The following is a 20,629-nucleotide window of genomic DNA, read 5'->3' as shown; positions in this document are numbered from 1 at the left end:
CTTTGAACATGACCCACACCATCAAAGCTGCCGCCCTTTCCATGCTGATTATTGGCGGCCTCGCTGCAGCTTCACCGGCGGAGGTGCAGCATTTCGCACTGAGTCGCTCCGCGCCCGCGGCGGGCTCATCCGTCGAGACGCCGTCCGAGATTCGTCTCTGGTTCACCGAAGAACCTGCAGAGGGGACGACCCAGATCCGCTTAGTAGAAGCGGAGGACGCCGGAGTTCACGTCATGGACGCTGTACAGGACGAGGAGGACGGACAGTCGTTCTTTATCCAACTCCATGGCGAACTCTCCCCGGGTACGTACAACGTCTCATGGAGGGGTATGGGGGCTGACGGTCACGTGGTTCGAGACACTTTCGAGTTCACCGTTGTGGATAGATAGCGAATCCCTCGGGGGCCGCGTTCAGTGCACTGAACGGCTGGGTCTTTTTCCACCGACTTGTCGCCGTCAAGCTACAGGACGGACATGAGAATCGTGGCGGTCGCAGCCGCCGGCCTCCATTCCGACGTTTACGGCTTCCATGACGAAACGAACTTCGTCGAATTCCTGGCACCCGCTTATTGACCTCGTAGGGGCTAGGCCAGAGCCGTTGTGGGTTCCTCGACAAGGCCTGACCATCGTATGCGTTTTCATGGCCATGGTGCTCCAGAGGTGTCAGGTGTAGGTCGTCGGACCGTGAATCGAGCGCCGCTTTCAGGCCGATTCTGGGCGAGTCCCTTGCCTCCGTGCGCCTCCACGAGATGTCGTGGCAAGACGGGGTTTCTTTTTGGGAGACGTATCCGACACCGCGGATAACACCGTCATAGCTCTGTGCTGCGGATCGGTGTGGTACGACGGCCGCGCTGAGGAGGACCAACTCGGTGACCCAGCCCGGTGACGCGGGTGGTCACGATCGGAAGCGTGAGTATCACAAGGGAATGAACCTCGTCCTGGTTTGTCCCGTGTCGGAACTCCTCCCCAATCACCTCCGCAGACCTCAAAGACAGCGCACAAAACGTCGGCTTCCCATTCGCACACTCACCCGACACCATCGTCTGACGATGACTTGACCCAGTGGAGCAGTAGCCGGGGAGCATGCCAGCCGCGTGCGACGTGCATACCTTCGGACCGATAAACGTATCGATCGCAAAGGAGCTGTATCATGGTCCGCTATCGCCATCTGGTGACCGCATCACTTTGTGTCGTGCTCGCCGTCGCCGGCGCCGGGGCACAGGAGCAGGTTGAGCCCGAAGCGGGCGGTGCCTGCGACAGTCTCTGCATCACACCCAGTCGCACCGTTTCTTTCGAGACGAGTCAGGGATCGCAGATGAACGTGGACGTCTCGCCCGACGGCGAGACGATCCTCTTCGATCTGTTGGGTGACCTGTACACCGTGCGGCGGAACGGGGGACCTGCTACGCAGCTCACCAGGGGTCCAGCGTTGGATCTGCAGCCGGTTTTCTCGCCCGACGGGAGTCGCATCTTGTTCGTGAGCGACCGGAGCGGAAACGAAAATCTCTGGATGATCGAAGCGGACGGTTCGAACCCGAATTCGGTCACCACCGAACGTGGTGACTTCCAGTTCGACGATCCCGAATGGTCGCAGGACGGCGAGTACGTGATGGTCCGCAAGAACGAGTCGGGGAGCCCCAACACCGGCCGAAAGCCCTGGCTGATCCACTTGAGCGGCGGGAGCGGGATGGAGCTGGATGGAGAGGCCGAGGGACTCGGTTTTCGGTGGGGACCGAACGGTCGCTACGTCTACTTCCGTGGGACGGCAAGCTCCGGTGCGACATCGCTTCGCGGAAACAGCCTTCCGCAGCCAGCGCAGATCATGCGACTGGACCGGCATACCGGGGACATAGCGGCGATCACGCGGGTGCCTTCCGGCGCCGCTCGCCCGGCGATCTCGCCGGACGGGGAGCGAATGGTCTACGTGGCCGACATTGATGCCATGAGCGGGCTCCGGATCCGCAACCTCGTCACGGACGAAGACGAGTGGCTGGCCTTCCCGATCGATCACGAACACCTGAACCAGCGCACGCGATTCACCTTCACACGCGATGGGAACGCGGTCGTGTTCGTGAAGGACGGAACCTTCCACGAAGTCGACATCCGCACGAAAGGCGTCCGGGAGATCTCGTTCACGGCGTCGGTTGAACAACAACTTGGGCCGCTGATCTATCATGAGATGCCGTTTGAGGAGGACTCGCTCGTCGTGCGAAACGTCCGCTATGGCGAGATGGGTCCCGACGGCTCGACACTGGTCTTTGGCTCGCTCAATCAGTTGTGGATCATGGATCTGCCGAACGGCGAGCCAAGGCCCCTTATTGAGGGCGCAGGCGGGCAGTATCAGCCTACGTTTTCGCCGGACGGATCCAGTGTCGCCTTTGTGAGCTGGCACGCGTCGGACGGCGGGCATGTGTGGCGAGTCCCGACCCGGGGCGGAGAGCCACAGCGGTTGACGACGCACCCGGCGTACTACGCGAACCCGGCCTGGTCGGCGGCCGGCGACAAGATCGTCTACGTCCGGGAGGATCCTGCGGTCATCCGTAACAGGAACACGAATAATCGCGGGTTCATCGAGTGGATCCCGAGCACCGGAGGCGACGCGCAGTCCGTCGTTTCGGCGCCTTCGGACAACGTGCTCACGTTCACCGCCGACGGCTCTCGGATCACCTATGCCGAGAACGGGACGCTCGTCTCCGTCCGCCTCGATGGTAGCCAGCAGCGTGAGGTCGCGACGGTGGAGGGGGCCGTCGAGATGGTCCCATCGCCAGATGGGAAGTGGCTGGCCTTCACGCTGCGCGAAGAGGTGTACGTGGCGGCACTCCCGCCTTCGCTCGAGACGGTGACGCTGAGCCAGAACTCGGGACCTGGACCGTTCCAAAGAGTGACGCGCGACGGGGGGCAGGATCTGCGGTGGGCTGATGGCGGCGCGGGACTCAGTTGGGTGTTCGCTAACGTCTTCTCGCACCTTGAGCTCGACGAGGTGTTTGGCCCTGATGCGGCGGAAGAGGGCCTCGACCGGCTCGCGGAGGCCGTCCCGATCCGTCTGGTCGTCCCCATGACGAAGCCGGAGGGCTCGGTCGCGCTGACCGGGGCGACCGTCGTGACGATGAATGGCGACGAAGTGCTCGAGAATGCGACGATCGTCGTGACCGAGAATCGGATCCGCGCGATCGGGGCCTCGAGCGCGGTCCAGATCCCCGATGGGGCACGCGTCATCGACGTGGCGGGCAAGACCATCATCCCGGGACTCATCGACGCGCACGCGCATATCCGAGGTATGCCGCGGGACGTGCTTGTCGAGATCGCGCCCGAGCCACTTGTGAACCTGGCCTTCGGCGTGACCATGGCGCGCGACGTCAACGCCTCCACGGATCAGTTCCACTACCGCGAGCTGATCGCGGCCGGCCGTATGCTTGGCCCAAGAATCTTCATGACAGGGCCATCACAGACATCGGGGGCGATTAAGATCGACAACTACGCAGACGCCTTCGCGGGCGTGAAGCGTTACGTCGATCGTGGTTCGTTTTCCACGAAGCAGTACATGCAGCCCCAGCGGCGCCAGATCCAGTGGATGCTCAGGGCGGGAGACGAGCTTGGGATCAATTCGACGGCTGAGGGCGGTGGCATGATGCGTCAGGTGGCTATGATTCTCGACGGATACACGGCCGTCGAACACGCTCCCACCGATCTGGTCAACGTGTACGACGATGTCGTGCAGCTCTATGCCCGGTCCGGGACGATGTACACGCCGACCCTCGTCGTCGCGTCGCCCAGCACGTACCAAGGTGAGCTGTACTGGTATCAGACCACGGACGTGCACTCCAACCAAAAGCTCGCCCACTTCCTGACGCACGCAGCTCTCGACCACAAGTCGCGGACGAGTCAGCGCTTCGAACTCGACGAGTACTATTTCCTGAAGGGTGGGGCAGGTGCGGCCGCGATCGGTAGAGCCGGCGGCTTGGTTGCCGCGGGGGGGCACGGCCAGGTCCACGGCCTAGCGGTGCACTGGGAGCTCTGGATGCTGGAGATGACCGGGATGACACCGCACGAAGCGTTGCGGGCAGCGACCATCAACGTCGCGACGGGCATGGGAATGGCGGCCGACTTCGGGAGTCTAGAGGTCGGCAAGGTGGCGGACCTAGTGGTGCTCGACGGGCACCCTCTCGAGGACATCAGGAACACCGCATCGATACGCTATGTCATGAAGGGCGGCGAGCTGTACAACGGGGACACGCTGGACATGATCTGGCCGAGGGAAGAGCCACTGCGTCCCTTCAAGTACGTCGACTTCGGACCGCCGCCGGAGTCTCGGTGGATCGGCGCACGCTAGGGACACGACGGCTAACGAGGCGGTGGCTTTTCCAGAGAGTACGGCCGGTTAAGCTGCTGGGAGACGAGTTCGAGTGTCGCCCGATTAGTTGCTCGACGCCTCGACGCCAACCGCGAGGTTAGCGATAATGCACTCGCTTGAGCCCTTTGCCGGGGTGGCGGAACGGTAGACGCGGCGGCCTCAAAAGCCGCTATCCCTTGGGATGTGCGGGTTCGACTCCCGCCCCCGGCACTCTTGGAGCCGTACGTCTGGCATGAAGCCCGGACGGTACGGCAGCCCCGATCTGGGCTCAGATGCTACGACTCATCGACTGCTCGCTGCTGGTATTTTGCTCGCTGTTGTTTGTCGTTGAGACGACCGTGCCGGAACACGCGTCGGCGCAATCTGTCCGCGGATTGGTCTTCGACGTCGTTATGGACGAGGCGATATCGCTTGCGACGGTAACGCTCATCTCCGAGTCAGGAGAACGGGTCGCATCTGCTCAATGGGCTTCAGGGCGCGGGCTTCGGGCTGGAGGACATCTTGCCGATCGACATTGTCGAGGCAATCGAGGTGTGCTGGGGTCCGTTCCAGGCACCGATGCGCTACCAAGGCACCCCGTATGAGAATGAATGCGGCGTAATTCTGGTGTGGACCCGGTAGCGATCGCGTGCCCACTCCGGTTGTGCGGGTGAAAGACTGAATTGACATCTTCGCACGAGCCCTTACTACCGATATAATTAAATGCTGTTCAGCATAGGCATAAGCTGGCTCGCCCCGCTATGCGATCCGGCCGAAATGGAGAGAAAATGGGAGAGAACGGGAGCGAGGGGCAGAATACCCTCTCCATCCGCGATAACCGGACTGGAAAGAACTACGAGGTCGACATTCACAGTGGCGACATCATCCGGGCGATGGACCTGCGTCAGATCAAGGTCAACGACGACGATTTCGGGATGATGGCCTACGATCCTGGCTTCACGAATACCGCGTCGACCAAGAGTTCTGTCACGTTCATCGATGGTGGCAAGGGTATTCTGCGGTACCGCGGGTATCCGATCGATCAGCTTGCGGAGCACAGCACCCACCTCGAGGTGGCGTACCTCCTGTTGAAAGGCGAACTGCCTGCCCAGTCGGAGCTGGACGACTTCGTCCACGAGGTCACGTTCCACACCTACGTGCACGAGAACATCACCGAGCTCTTCTCCGGCTTCCGCTACGATGCGCATGCCATGGGCATGGTCATGAGCGGCGTTGCAGCGCTCTCGTCGTTCTACCCTGAGGCTAAGGACATCGAGAACTCTGCTGCCCGTTCGCAGCAGATCATCCGCCTCATCGCGAAGATGCCGACGCTTTCGGCCTATGCGTATCGTCATCATCGGGGACTCCCGTACGTCTATCCTGATAACGAGCTCGACTACACCGCCAACTTCCGGAACATGCTGTTCCGGATTGGCTCGCGGGAATACGAGCCGAACCCAGTGCTCGAGCGAGCACTCGACATCCTGTTCATTCTGCACGCAGATCACGAGCAGAACTGCTCGGCTACCGCAATGCGTGTGATCGGTTCTGCGAACTCCGACCCGTATTCGGCGATGGCCGGAGCGATGGGGGCTTTGTACGGCCCGTTGCATGGCGGGGCGAACGAGGCGGTGCTCCGCATGCTGACGCGCATCGGGAGCGTTGATAACATCCCGGCGTTCATGGAAGGCGTGAAGAAGCGGGAAGAGCGCCTGATGGGCTTTGGGCACCGTGTCTACAAGGCCTACGATCCTCGCGCCGCGATCATCAAGCGGACTGCGGACGAGGTCTTCAATGTCACGGGACGCAACCCGCTCCTCGACATCGCCTTGGAGCTCGAGAGGATTGCGCTGAACGAGGACTTCTTTGTTGAGCGGAACCTCTACCCGAACGTCGACTTCTACTCGGGCCTGATCTATCAGGCGATGGGTTTCCCGGTAGAGATGTTTCCGGTTTTGTTCGCCATCCCGCGGACCGTCGGCTGGCTCGCTCAGTGGCAGGAGATGCTGGAGGATCCAGAGCTACGGATTGCCCGGCCCCGCCAGGTGTTCACTGGCTCGGACGAGCGTAATTTCGTTCCGATGAGTGATCGCGGCTGAAGCCGGATTGCCGACGAAGCGGCATAGTTTGAAAGGAGGGGCGTCCGCGATGCGGACGCCCCTTTTCGTTGACCCTATGGAGTGTTTATGAACGATCACATCTGTGTCGACCTCGAGCATCTCGATCTCCCGGGTGCGATCTGCTGCTACGTCGTGGACGGCATTGAGCCAACGATTATCGATCCTGGCCCAACGACCACGCTTGAGGGCCTCCTCGAGTCGCTCTCGCAGTATGGGATCACGGGTGGAGAGCTTCGACACGTCCTACTGACCCACATTCACCTGGATCACGCCGGTAGCACGGGGTTCCTCCTGGATCATTTCCCCAATGCGGTTGTGCACGTTCATGAAGATGGGGCGTCACATATGGTGGATCCGGATCGGCTCGTATCGAGCACGAGGCGGACGTTTGGGGAGCTACACGACACACTGTGGGGTGATGTGAAGCCAGTGGAGGTGAATCGGATCAGGGCATGGCGGCCCGGGGAGGCTGGCCCGTGGGGCGGGCTTCGTCCCATATCCACACCCGGACACATATCACACCATATTTCGTGGCTTGACGAGTCGGACGGGACGCTGTTTTCCGGTGACTCCATGGGAATCGTGCTCGGCGGCGGGCCGCAGCATCCACCAACACCTCCGCCCGCGGTAAATCTCCTGGACTGGGCTCGTACTTTGGAAGAGATCGGACAGATCGGGCCGGAACGCTTCGGTGCGACCCACTTCGGGATTCATGGAGAAGTGGAGGCGCGTCGTCAGCAGCTCGCAGAACGATTGGACGCACTAGAAGCTCGTGTGCGGGCTGCGATTGCGGTCGGGATCGACGAGGAAGTGGAGGATGCGGCCCGGTTCGAGACCGAGGTGCGCACCGAATTGGCGCCATTCATGGGCGAAGAGGGGGTGAACCGCTACTTCGACATGTTCCCGGCTGCGACGGACTGGGCAGGCGTCGCCTTTTACGCGAAACGCAATCCCTGAGGGGATCGATGATGGAATCAGCAATAGATAGATGGGTTGTGGCGGCTGTGCTTCTCGCATCGCTTGTCGTGGGTGACCCGGGATCGGCTCTTTCGGCCCAGGAAAGGGAAACCAGGCCGGTTCCGTCTGCCACCGTGCCGCCCGGCGAGTTCGAGCGTGCCATGGAGCGCGCCTGGCGTACCGAGGACGGATCACCGGGCTCTGGCTACTGGCAGCAGTGGGTTGGCTACGACATCCGCGCGACTCTGGACCCGGAGACGGCGAAGCTCCAGGGGACCGCCCAGATCCTCTATTTTCATGATGCGCCGGCCAATCTTGCCTCTGTGTTTGTTCACCTGCACCAGAACATCCACAAGGAAGGGTCACCCCGATACGCGTCTCAAGAGATTACGGGTGGCGTAACGATTACGCGCTTGGCCGCGGACGGGGAAGAACTGAGCGAGGGACCACTCGCAGCCGGTCCGGGTTGGGAAGTCGATGGCACGCTTATGCAGGTGCGCCCGTCGATCCGACTCGAGCGTGGCGACACCCTCCAGCTCGATATCGACTGGGAGGTCACGCTTCCCCAAAAGGGCGCGGGCCGCATGGGTCACTCAGACAATGAGGTCTATTTCGTCGGGTACTGGTTCCCGAAAATCGGGATGTTCGACAACCTCCGCGGCTGGAGCGCCCAGCCATACCTCGGAAATGCAGAGTTCTACGATGAGTTCGGGGACTACAACGTCGAATTGACGGTGCCCGCCGGTTGGACGGTGATGGCGACCGGAGATCTCCAGAACCCCGAGGAAGTCTACTCGGAGAGGACTCTGGACCTTCTCGCTGTCGCTGCGGAGGCGGACACACTGGTCACGATTGCAGACTCGGCTGCGCGTGAGGCTGCCACGGTGACTACCGAGGGCGTCGAAGGGCTGCTGACGTATCACTTCACGGCGGAGAACGTCAGGGACTTTGCCTGGACGACGTCCAACGTCCAACAGTGGGATGCCACCTCTGCGCTGGTGGGGCCGCTGGCTGAACCCTGGGTGAACCCATCTGACCTTGAGATGTCGGACGACGAGGACGACTCGAGAGACGAGGAGGGAGCGGAAAGTGTCTCGGCTGAAGCCACGGACGTGGATCCCGGGGCAGACCGCCGCATCCTCATCAACTCCTTCTGGAGAGAAAGTCGGGCTCCTCTGTGGTCACAGCAGTGGGAGTACGGCAAGCAGTCAATCGAGCACCACTCGGAGTACACCGGATTTCCATACCCGTGGTCCCACATGACTTCAGTCGAAGGGGCCGACATCATCGACGGGGGCATGGAGTTCCCGATGATGACGGTCATTGGCCCGTACGAAGGTGGGGAGCCGACGGACGTTTTCAACACCACGTCACACGAGATCGGCCACATGTGGGTGCCGATGATCGTGGGAACGGACGAGAAGCGGCACGCCTGGCTCGACGAAGGCTCGACGTCGTTTCTTGAACAGGAGAGTCGGATGGCGCTTTGGCCCGGGGTCAATCACCATAGGGTGGAAGCTATTCTTTACCTTCAGGTTGCGGCCGCTGGTCTCGAGCAAAGCATGATGCGTCATGGTGACTTTTACGAACCCGGCCCGGGCTACGGTGTCGCGTCATATCCGAAGCCTGCAACGCTGCTTGGTGCGCTACGTTCGGTGATCGGCGAAGACACCTTCCGTGCCGCGTACCAGGCCTTCATCTCGGAGTGGGCGTACAAGCATCCGGCGCCGTGGGACTTTTTCAATACCTTCGAGCGATTCGCGGAAGAGGACCTGGACTGGTTCTGGACGTCGTTCTATTACAACACCTGGACGTTGGACCACGCGGTTGGGTCCGTGCAGCCCAAGCCGACAGGTGGCGCGATCGTGACGATCGAAGACCGCAGCCTTGCGGTCTTCCCGGCCACAGTCCGTATCCGGACGCGAAACGGCATGGACTTCGTGCATGAGATTCCCGTCAGCCATTGGCTGGCAGGCAACACGAGCTACGAAATCGACGTTGCCTCGACAGCCGGAGCGGTGAGTCGGATTGAGATTGATCCAGCTGGAGCAGCCCCTGACGTGGACCGTAGCAACAACATCTGGCCCCAGGGGCGCTGACCCCGCGCTGCCGCACCTGTGATGGGCGGATCGGGCCTCAGGTCTGATCCGCCTCTTTCGTGACCTTCGATCTTCTGCAGCATGGCGAAGTGTGCGGTGCGATCGGGAGGCACCGTGGCGAGAAGCGTGAAGCCCAGCCGTCGATTCATAACAAGCCTGGCATCAGCCGAAACTCTTGATGCCTGGCGGGCTCTGTCGCAAGGCGGTGAGGTACTGGTATGGGTTGGTGACAGGCTTCTCGTCCCGATCCGCCCACGTTTCGAGTGGCTCGGGCAGGGACGTGTGGAGTGAGGTGCTGTCCCTAGTGGGAGCCATGGGGCCCTCGGTCGAGTCTGTCTGGGTGTCTGCATCATCTGGCGAGGCGAGTTCTCGCACGGCAGCTGTTTCCGGCCGGCGACCGTCCGGGTAGGACCTGGACATACCTCGTCTCCGAACCGGAGTCCCGGGCACTATCAGTGCTTCGACCTCGAAGGCAATCACGTTGAGTGTGTCACCGTCTTTCTGAAGGCGCCCGCGTACAGTGAGGAACGGCTCCATGCGTACAGACGATTGGTCACGCTTATAGATGTCTGGCTTCACAATTACGTTGATGGGACCGTACTCATCTTCTATTAGGACAAAGACATAGCCCCTTGCCGTTCCCGGTCGCTGTCGTGTCGTGACCAAGCCTGCGACGCGCACGGTACTGCCCTGTTCGAGGTGCGGAAGGCGGTCTGAACCGACAGTCTCCTCCGGCAGCGCGTGCTGTAGCAGTGTGAGCGGATGCAGGTTCGCAGAGAATTGGAGCATGCGGTATTCCGCAATCATCTGGTCGTGCTCCCCAAGGTCCGGAAACGCCATGCCTGCGTAGGGGTCGTCGAGCGCCAGTTCGGTTTGTGCATGGTCTTCGCGGCCACCGCTGCTGTCGCCGTCTGTCTCCGGGCCGAGCCAGAGCCCGGCCTGCCAGAGCAATTCCCGTCGGGTAAGGCCAAAATCACCGAATCCACCGACCCAGATCAGGTTTTCGATGGCAGGACGCTTGAGTGCGGCAGGGGTGCGTCGCAGGAATTCGACGATCGACCGGTACGGACCATTGTTCAGGCGTTCGTTGACGACCCGCTCGGCGACTTCTGAACCCCAGCCTCGCAAGAACCCTAGGCCCACGCGCAGGTCGTCACCCTCGGCCGTGCATTCGACGCCGCTGTGGTTTACGTCGGGCAGAAGGGTTCTGATTCCGTTCCTGCGGGCGTCTCGGCCTAGAGTATCGAGCGAGTAGAAGCCCATGGGCTGGTTGTTGAACAGCCCCACATAGAACTCAATTGGGTAGTAGTGCCGCATCCAGGCCGATTGATACGCCAGCAGGCCGAAGGCTGCGGCGTGTGATTTCGGGAAGCCGAATTCCGAGAACGCGGTGACTTGTGTGAAGATCTCCCGGGCCGTGGTCTTGTCGATGCCGTTGGCCATGGCTCCTTCCCTGAAGTCATCCCAGTGGGCCGTCAGGGCCTCTCTGGAGCGTTTCCGGCTCATGGCACGCCGCAGGGACTCCGCCTGGCCGTCGGAGAAGTTCGCGAGGGCCTGACAGACCTTTAGGACCTGATCCTGGAAGATGATCACCCCCAGCGTCTCTCCCAGAGCCTCCTCGAGGAGCGGATGGGGGTAGGGGACCTCGTAGTCTGGGTTCTCGCGCAGCATCTCTCGACGGCGCACATAGGGGTTCACCGCGCCGCCGACGATTGGCCCCGGGCGCACGATCGCGACCTGAACGAAAAGATCGTCGAGGTTTCGGGGTCGCGTGCGCCGGAGCATCTGGATCTGAGCCCGACTTTCGATCTGGAAGAGCCCCACCGTGTCCCCGGAGCAGATCCGGTCGTAAATGACCTCGTCCTCGAAGTCGATTCGGGAGAGATCGGGAGCTTCCCCGTGCCGCTCGGCAATCAGATCGATGCTTTCCTCGACCAAGGACAGCATTCCGAGGGCCAGGAAGTCGATTTTGATAAAGCCGGCGTCCTCGCACGAATCCTTGTCCCACTGACATAGGACGCGGCCCTCCCAGGCGGCCGGCTCGAGTGGGACGATTTCGACCAAGGGGCGACTCGAGATGATCATGCCGCCGACGTGCTGCGAAATGTGACGTGGAAGTCCGGACACGTCTTCGGCCAGCTCTCCGAGCAGTTTCCAGAGGTGGCCATCGGCCCGGTCCTTGAACTCCGGCAGGGAAGCGATCTCGTCCGCGAGCCCTGATGCGGAACGGTGTTCGGCGAGCTTCGAAAGCTTCTCCAACTCGCCGAGGGGGAGGTCCAGGACCTTGCCGATCTCACGCACTGCAGACTTCAGTCGGTACGTTGGGAAAGTACAGACGAGTCCCGTATGTTCATGTCCGTACTTGTTATACACGCGTAAAATCAACTTTTCTCTTATGTCCCTTGGGAAATCGAGATCAATGTCCGGGACGCTGCGCAGTGCTTCGTTCAGGAAGCGACCGAGGAAGAGATTGTTCTTGACCGGGTCGATATGGGACAGGCCGATCAGATAGCAGATGATCGAGGAAACGGATGATCCACGTCCGCGTCCGGCCGGCAGCCCGGAACTGGCCCGGGGCGCCTCTCCGCGTACTTCCCGAGCGACTTCGCCGGCCAGCTTCATGATGTCACGGTAGACCAGGAAGAACCCGGCGAGGCCATGCAGGTCGACGAGGCACAATTCGGTGTGAAGCCGCTCTTCGGCATCGCGCTCCTCTTCGCTTCCCGGCTCGTAGAGCTGGCTGATCTTGCCGAGGCACATGGCAGCGAGCGATTCGATGCCCCCGCCGCGCTCTGACCCAGCGAAATCAGGAAATTCGTAGCCTAGGTCCTCGGTCAGATCGAATTGTGCGCACCGTTCGGCGATCAGGAGCGTGTTCGTGACTGCCTCAGGACGGCTCTGGAAGCGATGGTGCATCTCCCAGGCGTCGGGGAGGTGAAAGAGTCGGTTGGCCCTTCTGGCGCCGTGTGCGCCGTCTAATGTGGCCCGGCTACGGATCGAAACGAGCACGTCCTGCAGGCGATGCCGCTCGGGGCGGTGGTAGTGCACGTTCCCCGTGGCGACCACACCAAGGCCCATGCGCCCTGCGAGCCGCCCCAGGCCCTTGTTTCGGGCTCTGTCGCCTTTCACTGCGTTGTCCTGCAACTCCATGAAGACGTTTCCGGGTCCGAACGCTGAGATCAGTCTACTCGTGAACGCCTCCGCGTCGGCTACGGATGAGTCGAGTGCAGCGGCAACAGGGCTTTTTAGGCATCCGGTGAGGAGAATCAGCCCTTCCGGGAGGCGGAGGAGGGACTCCAGTGGGAGCCGGGCATCACCCCGCTCCGAGTGCATGTGCGTTTCGGTCAGGAGGCGACAGAGGTTCGCGTAGCCTTGTGGGGTTTCAGCGAGCAGTGTGACATGATGCCCGCCCTCGGGCTCGTCGACACCTGTAAAGCATTCGCGCAATGTGACTTCGGCGCCGGTGATCGGCTGCAGTTTCGCCTGTCGGGCGGCCTGGGCGAACTCCATTGAGCCGTACAGGCCATTGTGGTCAGTCAGTGCGAGGGCCGGGTAGCCCAGCTCGACGGCCCGCATGACGAGCTCTTCCGGGTGGGACGCGCCGTCCAGGAAAGAGAATCCTGAATGGCAGTGCAGCTCGACGTAGGGAATCGTCATCGTGGTGGTGTTTCGGCCCGCGCATCACGTCCTCATCCGATCCCGGGACGTGCCGTGAACACGCCTGGGCCACCCCGAAGGCGGCCACTCGAGCCCCTCGCTCCCTGCTGGAACGCGGACACCGAAGATAAGCCGAAGACTTGGGGAATGCAATAATCTTGAGGTCTTTCGCTGGTTCGTCTTTCCGCTGGAGTGGAATCGCCTTACCATCGGCGTCCATTTCATGAGGAGTCCCATGTTAGATACCGTGTACACGGCCGACATCCGGATCGACCGGATCACAGGAACTTTCCGACGCGCCTATCTCCCGGCCCACGATGGCCCGGTCGAGTTCGGCGTTCACGGCGCGATCAAGGAGCACTATGGTGCCGATCCCGACCGTGAAATCACTACGACGCTCGACTATGTCATGGCGTCGACCGGCGGCTGACTGACCGGAACCTTCGGAGGCGCGCTGGAGGCGCGCGGGATCAGTGCTGGAGAAGGCTACCTCAGCGGATATGTACGTGGAGAGGTCGGAAAGGACGATGGTATCCTGGTGATCCGTCGCATCCACGTCACATACAAACTGAAGGCCGATGAGGAGCATCGGGAGACGGTCGAGCGAGTGCATGCGATGCACGCGGACCGGTGTCCGGTCTACAAGACGCTGAAGAGCGCGATCGAGATCACGACGGAGTACGAACTCGAGCAAGCAGGGTAGGCTCAGTCACCGGTGACTGAGCGGCTATATCGGCTGCCGGGCTCCGGGTACGGTGACTTGTCTTAATGTAGAAAGGGCATGAGAAGATTCTCTCATGTCCTTTCTGTGTATTTACTTGTGTCCTCAACGACCTTGGCGGCGACTCGCTTCTAGGTCTGTCCGAACAGCGACTTGCCATCGCTCAATAGGTCATCACACGCGATAGCCACGCGCTCTGACATGCTCTGCTCACCCTTCTTCAGATACGAGCGCGGGTCGTACAATTTCTTGTTGCCGATCTCGCCATCGACCTTCAGCACCGCCTCATAGTTCGTCAGCATGTGGTCGACGATGGGCCGGGTGAACGCGTACTGGGCATCGGTATCGACGTTCATCTTGATGACCCCGTACGCGAGCGTCTCCCGGATCTCTTCGAGGAGGCTGCCTGAGCCGCCGTGGAACACCAGGTCCATCTGAGCATCGGCGCCGTGCTTCCTGGTAACTGCGGCCTGGCCATCCTTGAGGATATGGGGTCGAAGCTTGACGGCGCCGGGCTTGTAGTGCCCATGCACGTTCCCGAATGTGGCCGCGAAGGTGAAGCGCCCCAGCTCGTGGAGCGCCTCAAAGATCGCGACCATGTCATCCGGAGTCGTATACAGCTTGTCTTCGGGCATGTCCTCCGTGCCAGCAGAGCCATCTTCTTCGCCCCCGACGACACCAGCCTCAACTTCGAGAATGATCTCTTGCTCGGCGCAAAGTCTCAGATATTCCTTTGAAATTGCGATATTCTCGTCGAGCGGCAGAATCGACGCATCAAGCATGTGGTTCTGAAACAGGTTCGTTTCACCCCGGGCGCGCCGCTCCGCGGTGGCCTCGATGAGCGGCTTCAGAAACCCCGCGGCCTTCTCAGGCTGGCAGTGGTCGGTGTTCAGGGCGATCAGCACATCGTACTGCTCGGCGAGCCGATGAGCGGCCTCGGCGAGCAAGATGCAGCCGTACGCCGCGTCTTTGTGGTTCAATCCCGAGGCGAACTGGCCCGCCCCCGTCGAAAACTGAATAATTCCATCGGATTTCGAGTCTGCAAACCCCTTCATCGCCGCGTTGAGCGTGAGAATGGAGGTGCAGTTGATGGCCGGGTAGGCGTAGTCGCCGGCCTGGGCCGAATCGAGCATCTGAGCGAACTGCGCGGGGGTGGCGATGGGCATGGGTCTGAGCGTGCTGAGGGCAGATGATGTAGGTGAGGCGCGATCCATAGCGCCGCAGGGTTTGAGAACCTGTTCTTCAATATAGGGATTTCCGAAGAGTGCACCTAGCGCGAACCCCACTGATTCGACAGCCTTGGTGCGCAATCCATGAAACGGTCCATTCGGCCCGCGTTCTACCACACCATCTCAGCTCCAGAAAAAACCGATGAGTCTTGAAATCACCGGAAAAGTCATTCAAATCCTCGAAGAGAAGTCAGGCGAGAGTAAGAACGGGACCTGGCGAAAGCAGGAATTCGTCCTCGAGACCCCTGGTCAGTACCCGAAGCCTGTCTGCCTTGTGGTCTGGGGTGACAAGATCGACGAGTTCGGGGTGAAGGATGGGGAGACACTTACCGCGCACATCGACATCGAGAGCCGCGAGTACAACGGTAAGTGGTATACGGATGTGAAGGCGTGGCGGGTCGAGCGGAAGGCCGGTGGTGAGGGTTCAGGCCCGCCGGCCGGTGGAGACGAGCCGTGGCCCGAGCCTTCGAGTGATGACAGCGACGACGAGTTGCCTTTCTAGAACTCTTAAGGGGGCGTCTGCGTGCACGCCATCACTTTCCACGATCTCGAATCACTTTCATATGAGGTCGTCCCTGATCCTGAGTTGGTCGACGATACCGATGTCATCGTTCGTGTGACCACCGCAGGAGTATGTGGCTCGGATCTGCATCCCTACTTCGGTCGCGAGGTGGGGCTCGATGTCGGCACCGTGATGGGACACGAGCTGCTGGGCGAGATCGTCGAGGTGGGCGTTTCAGTGACGTCGTTCTCCGTCGGGGATCGCGTAGTTGCGCCCTTCACGACCAGTTGTGGCTCGTGTTTTTATTGTCTCAGCGGACTTACGGCGCGATGCGACCACAGTCAGTTGTTTGGCTGGTTAGAGAGCGGGTCCGGGCTCCACGGAGCCCAGGCCGAGTATGTACGGGTGCCGCATGCTGATGGGACGCTCGTGCCGGTGCCTGATGGCCTCGACGAAGCCGTCGCGCTTCTTTCTGGCGATATCCTCTCCACCGCTTCATTCGGGGCGGATATCTCAGGCGTGGTCGATGGAGACATGGTTGTCGTCGTGGGATGTGGTCCGGTCGGCCTGCTTGCCATCCTCACTGCGTTCGATCGGGGCGCCCGTGAGGTAGTTGCGGTCGATAACGTCGCGTCGCGCTTGGAAACGGCGGCGACGTTTGGTGCGACTGGGGTCAACTTCCAGACCGATGATCCACTTGGAATCGTGCAGGCCGTCACGCAGGGGCGAGGAGCCGATGCGGCGATCGAAGCGGTCGGGAGTGCCGCCGCGACCCGAGCGGCTGCGGATCTCCTTCGCCCTGGAGGCCGAATCGCCGCCCTGGGCGTCCACACGGAGCAGCACCTCGCTCTTTCTCCCGGTGAGCTCTACGACAGGAACCTCAGCTATGCCGCCGGCCGCTGTCCTGCCCGAGACTATATGCCGGCTTCGCTCGCATTGGCCGCGCGGAAAGAGGACCTGATCAAGACGCTCATTTCGCACCGTCTGCCGCTCTCCGAGGGCGTTGATGCATATCGGCATTTCGCTGCTCGGGAGCCGGGTTGGAACAAGGTCGTGCTTAGCCCGGGGTCGTAGCGACCAGAGGGAGATACCCTCAACGGTCTTTTCGCCTCTGTTAGCTTTTGACCATGGTTGCCCAGCGGGCCGCCCCAATGTGCCTACCGGCGAGTGCCCACATGTCTAAATCGACCATGGCGACCCCCGAAAAGGGTGGTCGCACAGATCGCTTGGACGAGTTTCTGGGGAACCCGCGGCGAGCACTCTGGATCATGGCTCTGCCCATGATCGCAGGCATGACCGTGCACACCATGTACGTGGTTGCGGACACGGCCTTCATCGGCACCCTCGGTACGGACGCGCTCGCGGCGGCCACCTTCGTTGCTCCACTGTTCTTCCTGGTGATGGCCCTGACGATGGGCCTGGGAACTGCGGTTACTGCGATGGTGGCTCAGGCCGTCGGTCGAGGGGATGCCGAGAGCGCCGATGCGGTTGCCGGAACTGCGATCAGTGCGGGACTTCTGCTCGGCCTGGTGGTTGGTGTCGCAGGCCTGCTTGCGGGCCCCCGTATGCTGACGCTGCTGGGGGCTGAGGGAGATGTCGCTCGACTGGGCTGGGAGTATTTCCGGGTGCTCGCCCTCTTTATGCCGCTGTTCTTCGTTTCGTCTGTGCTGAGAGCGGTTCTGACGGGTGAAGGGGATGCGCAGACGCCCATGATCGTACTGATGGTCTCGACGATCTCGAATATTGGGCTCGATGCGCTGTTTATTTTCGGTTTTGGTTTGGGGCTAAGAGGCGCGGCGTACGCAACGGTTCTTGCCGTGGTCATCTCGGCATCCTCGTTTGCGGTTCTGCTCCTGCGTCGAAAAGAGGCGTTCGTGAAGCTGCGGGTGTCCGCGCTCACACCGCGCGTCGTGGTCTTGAAGCCTCTGCTCGGCCTGGCTGTCCCCATCGCAGCCAGCATGTTCGTCATGTCAGTGGGGACGATCCTTTACAATCTTCTGCTCTCCGATTTCGGATCTGTCTCAGTAGCGGCCTACGGCGCCGCATCCAAGGTGGACATGATCGTCGTACTGCCGATTTTCGGCCTCTCAGGGGCGGCGGTCACGGTGGTCGGGATGTTCGCTGGTGCTGGTCGAGTGGATCTGGTGCGCTCCACGTCTCTGTATACCTACCGCTGGGCCATCACGCTCGCGACCGTGATCGGAGCCGGCGCGTTCCTGAGTTCTGGTGCGATCCTGCCGATCTTCACCGACGACCCCGAGGCGATCCTCATCGGAACGACATACTTGGGCTTCATGATCTTCGTCTACCCGATGATGGCGATCGGGATGACCACGGGTCGACTACTGCAGGGGCTGGGTCATGGCTTCCCGGCGCTTTTCATTACCACGCTCCGCGTTCTGCTCGTCGGCGTCCCGATGGCCTATGCTCAGGTGAACATCTTCGATCAGTCGATCGAGGGCGTCTGGATAGGGATCCTCTCAGGCGGGGTCGCGGCGACGATCACATCAGGGCTCATGATCCGTCACCTCATGTGGAAGTCGGATCCAACGCGGAAGGTGGCCCCAGGGCACGCCTAGCGGTGCCCCTCTTACACCCGTCACCTCTTTTCCACTAGCTTCTGCTCTGCGGGATCCCACCTAAGAGCCTCCGAATCCGGAGGCGTGCCCTCGCACAAACTCTGCGCCAGCTTATCGAGCCGGATGTTCCGGCCGGCCCCTGTGCGCCATCAACCGGACATATCGTGGCTTTTGCTGCACTTAATTTGCACCCGACTCTTCTTAGAGGCGTCGAGGACCTGGGCTTCGTACGCCCAACCCCCATTCAGGAACAGGCGATCCCCCAGGCCCTCACTGGCCGGGATCTTCTCGCCTGTGCTGCGACGGGAAGTGGGAAGACCGCTGCATTCCTCCTGCCCATTCTGCATCAACTCATGGACAAGCCGCGGGGGACCACTCGGGCGCTCGTGCTCGCACCCACGCGCGAACTGGCACTCCAGATTCTTGCCGATGCCCATGCGCTCGCGCCCCATACGGGTATAAAGGCAGCCGCGGTACATGGTGGTGTAGGCATGGGCCCGCAGGAAAAGGCCTTCCGGACGGGTGCCGACTTCATCATCGCGACCCCCGGTCGCCTGCTGGACCACTTCCAGTACCGATACGCTGCGTTGTCGGGACTCGAATTTCTGGTGCTGGACGAAGCGGATCGCATGCTGGATATGGGCTTCATGCCCGATATCAAGAGGATCCTCAAGCACATCCCGACGCCGAAGCAGACGCTCTTCTTCAGCGCGACCATGCCGCCAGCGATCGAAAAGCTCACGGCGCAGATCCTGCGGAAGCCGATCAAGATCGCGCTCCAACGGAAAGCCGCTCCGGCCAAGGGTGTTACGCAGGCCTTGTACCCGGTCCCGGCTTCACTGAAAGGCGCGCTCCTGACGGAGTTGTTTCTGAAAGGGCAGATTCAGGAGGCGCTGGTCTTCACGCGTACCAAGCACCGCGCGGACCGCCTGGCGAAGGTCCTGAATCGCCATGGCATTCTGGCCGATCGAATCCATGGAAACCGCTCGCAGGCGCAGCGCACCAAGGCGCTCGCCGGCTTCAAGGCCGGAAATTTTCGAGTGCTGGTTGCGACGGATATCGCCGCGCGAGGCATTGATGTAGAGGCTCTTGGGCATGTCGTGAACTTCGATGTGCCAGCTGTGCCCGAAGACTACATCCATCGCGTAGGCCGGACGGCTCGCGCGGATGCGCTCGGTGAGGCATTCACGCTAGTAACGCCTGAGGACGAAGGGCAGATCCATCGCATCGAGAAGGCGGTTGGATCGAAGATCAAGAGAGTCCGACTCGAGGGCTTCGAGTACGGCGCGACCGCCGAGGCTCCGCTCGAAGTGCCGCGGGGAGAACGCATTAAGGCGATCCGTGCGACGCGGGCGAAGGCACGTGAGAACGCTGCCAAAAAGGCCGCGAAAAAGAAGGTTGGCGAGGCGAAGTCTGGTGATGCCGAGACGAGTTCGCGTCCCCGTCGGCGCCGCTACGGAAAGCGCCCGGACTAGAGCTCGGCGATGGCCGCTCGGATGTCGTCCAGACACAAGGCCATCCGGTCCATGTGTGTGCGGACGGACAGGACGCAGATCCGGAGTGCGAACCGACGGTCGACCATAGTTCCAGTCAGGTAGACGTTCCGACGCGCATTCACGCGCTCGATGAGGTCACGATTGAGTTTGTCGAGCGCGGTGTCGGACAGTCCGTCGGGTTCGAGTCGAAACCCGACGAGCGAGAGGCGAGGCTCCGACACGATCACGCAATCGGGGATCGTACGGAGCTGATCGGTCGCCCAGCGGGCGAGATCGAGCTTCTCGTCGAGTGCGTCTCGAAAGGCATCGATCCCGAACATCTTGATCGGTAGCCAGGCGCGGAGGCCTCGGAAGTCTCGCGACAGCTCAGGCGAGAGGTCACAGAAGTCGACAAAATCTGCGTCGTGCTGCATCACGGGCATGTAGTCTGCGGACGTGGCATGTGCCCGCCGGAGCGACTCCTCGTCGCGTACGAGCAGACAGCCTGTGCCGTATGGGAGAAAGAGCCCTTTGTGCGGATCAAGCGTGACGGAATCCGCGCGTTCGATGCCGTTCATGGCTTCCTGACCCCGCTCCGTCATAGCGAAGAATCCCCCGTAAGCGCCGTCCACGTGGAGCCACATGCCTTCACGCTCGGCCACATCGGCGATGTCAATAAGCGGATCAACGGCACCGGTATTGGTCGTGCCCGCGCTTCCCACGACGAGGAAGGGAGTGAGTCCCGCGGCCCGATCTTCCGCGATCTGCGCCTTGAGGGCGTCGATCTTCATCTCTTGACGCTCGTTCGTCGCGATCTCTCGGACGCTCGTTTCAGGAAATCCTGCGAGGACGGCAGACTTCCGGACCGAGTGGTGCGTCTGGTCGGATGTGTACATCGTGCCAGACCGGAAGTCTTCCGGCAGTCGCTCGCGGCGTGCTGTTACCAGGGCCGTGTGGTGGG

General features: G+C 61.4%; 15 protein-coding genes and 1 tRNA gene. 13 read left to right on the top strand and 3 right to left on the bottom strand.

Annotated elements, in window-relative coordinates; genetic code table 11:
* The first annotated feature begins 8 nt into the window (after positions 1–8).
* The 7 genes from OSA81_10115 to OSA81_10085 all read left to right on the top strand — a co-directional run bounded on the left by OSA81_10115 (position 9) and on the right by OSA81_10085 (position 9,505).
* Complete coding sequence (locus OSA81_10115) at positions 9–389, top strand: copper resistance protein CopC (GenBank protein ID MDE0899361.1); 381 nt, start codon at positions 9–11, stop codon at positions 387–389.
* Positions 390–1,149: 760 nt separating this feature from the next.
* Positions 1,150–4,329 carry an amidohydrolase family protein gene (locus OSA81_10110; GenBank protein MDE0899360.1) on the top strand — a complete coding sequence of 1,060 codons (3,180 nt, stop codon included), beginning with the start codon at positions 1,150–1,152 and terminating at the stop codon, positions 4,327–4,329.
* 148 nt (positions 4,330–4,477) lie between these two features.
* Positions 4,478–4,560 (top strand) — tRNA-Leu (locus OSA81_10105).
* A gap of 62 nt (positions 4,561–4,622) precedes the next feature.
* Positions 4,623–4,934 carry a hypothetical protein gene (locus tag OSA81_10100; protein ID MDE0899359.1) on the top strand — a complete coding sequence of 104 codons (312 nt, stop codon included), beginning with the start codon at positions 4,623–4,625 and terminating at the stop codon, positions 4,932–4,934.
* A 183-nt stretch (positions 4,935–5,117) separates the two neighbouring features.
* Positions 5,118–6,428 carry a citrate synthase gene (locus tag OSA81_10095; protein MDE0899358.1) on the top strand — a complete coding sequence of 437 codons (1,311 nt, stop codon included), beginning with the start codon at positions 5,118–5,120 and terminating at the stop codon, positions 6,426–6,428.
* 87 nt (positions 6,429–6,515) lie between these two features.
* Positions 6,516–7,406 carry an MBL fold metallo-hydrolase gene (locus OSA81_10090; GenBank protein MDE0899357.1) on the top strand — a complete coding sequence of 297 codons (891 nt, stop codon included), beginning with the start codon at positions 6,516–6,518 and terminating at the stop codon, positions 7,404–7,406.
* A gap of 8 nt (positions 7,407–7,414) precedes the next feature.
* On the top strand, positions 7,415–9,505 hold the full coding sequence (locus tag OSA81_10085; protein ID MDE0899356.1) for a M1 family metallopeptidase: 2,091 nt from the start codon (positions 7,415–7,417) through the stop codon (positions 9,503–9,505).
* 162 nt (positions 9,506–9,667) lie between these two features.
* Here the strand turns inward: OSA81_10085 and dnaE are convergent, their stop codons facing one another.
* Complete coding sequence (dnaE, locus tag OSA81_10080; protein ID MDE0899355.1) at positions 9,668–13,162, bottom strand: DNA polymerase III subunit alpha; 3,495 nt, start codon at positions 13,160–13,162, stop codon at positions 9,668–9,670.
* Between the two features lie 235 nt (positions 13,163–13,397).
* Here dnaE and OSA81_10075 point away from each other — a divergent pair, with 235 nt between their 5' ends.
* Together OSA81_10075 and OSA81_10070 are read left to right on the top strand one after the other, a co-directional pair.
* Positions 13,398–13,592, top strand: coding sequence for a hypothetical protein (locus OSA81_10075; GenBank protein MDE0899354.1), 195 nt, complete (start codon positions 13,398–13,400; stop codon positions 13,590–13,592).
* Positions 13,593–13,865 (top strand): OsmC family protein, encoded by a 273-nt coding sequence (locus tag OSA81_10070; protein ID MDE0899353.1) that lies wholly within the window; start codon positions 13,593–13,595, stop codon positions 13,863–13,865.
* Between the two features lie 149 nt (positions 13,866–14,014).
* Here OSA81_10070 and fbaA read toward each other — a convergent pair whose 3' ends face one another.
* Positions 14,015–15,049 (bottom strand): class II fructose-bisphosphate aldolase, encoded by a 1,035-nt coding sequence (fbaA, locus tag OSA81_10065; GenBank protein MDE0899352.1) that lies wholly within the window; start codon positions 15,047–15,049, stop codon positions 14,015–14,017.
* A 205-nt stretch (positions 15,050–15,254) separates the two neighbouring features.
* On the opposite strand from fbaA, the gene OSA81_10060 reads away from it, so the two are divergent.
* The 4 genes from OSA81_10060 (at position 15,255) to OSA81_10045 (ending at position 19,668) form a co-directional block, all read left to right on the top strand.
* Complete coding sequence (locus tag OSA81_10060) at positions 15,255–15,614, top strand: DUF3127 domain-containing protein (protein MDE0899351.1); 360 nt, start codon at positions 15,255–15,257, stop codon at positions 15,612–15,614.
* Between the two features lie 21 nt (positions 15,615–15,635).
* Positions 15,636–16,688 (top strand): alcohol dehydrogenase catalytic domain-containing protein, encoded by a 1,053-nt coding sequence (locus OSA81_10055; protein MDE0899350.1) that lies wholly within the window; start codon positions 15,636–15,638, stop codon positions 16,686–16,688.
* A 101-nt stretch (positions 16,689–16,789) separates the two neighbouring features.
* Positions 16,790–18,193: an MATE family efflux transporter gene (locus OSA81_10050; protein MDE0899349.1), complete on the top strand. Its 1,404-nt coding sequence runs from the start codon at positions 16,790–16,792 to the stop codon at positions 18,191–18,193.
* A 164-nt stretch (positions 18,194–18,357) separates the two neighbouring features.
* Positions 18,358–19,668: a DEAD/DEAH box helicase gene (locus OSA81_10045; GenBank protein ID MDE0899348.1), complete on the top strand. Its 1,311-nt coding sequence runs from the start codon at positions 18,358–18,360 to the stop codon at positions 19,666–19,668.
* Here the strand turns inward: OSA81_10045 and OSA81_10040 are convergent.
* Positions 19,665–20,629: aminotransferase class V-fold PLP-dependent enzyme (locus OSA81_10040; protein MDE0899347.1), on the bottom strand; the 965-nt coding region annotated here is incomplete at its 5' end. The genes OSA81_10045 and OSA81_10040 overlap by 4 nt on opposite strands.

The organism is Longimicrobiales bacterium, from assembly GCA_028823235.1.
In the GTDB taxonomy this organism is placed as follows: domain Bacteria; phylum Gemmatimonadota; class Gemmatimonadetes; order Longimicrobiales; family Gaopeijiaceae; genus UBA2589.
Note: the sequence above shows the minus strand (reverse complement) of the source record. Positions and strands in the feature narration are given on the sequence as shown.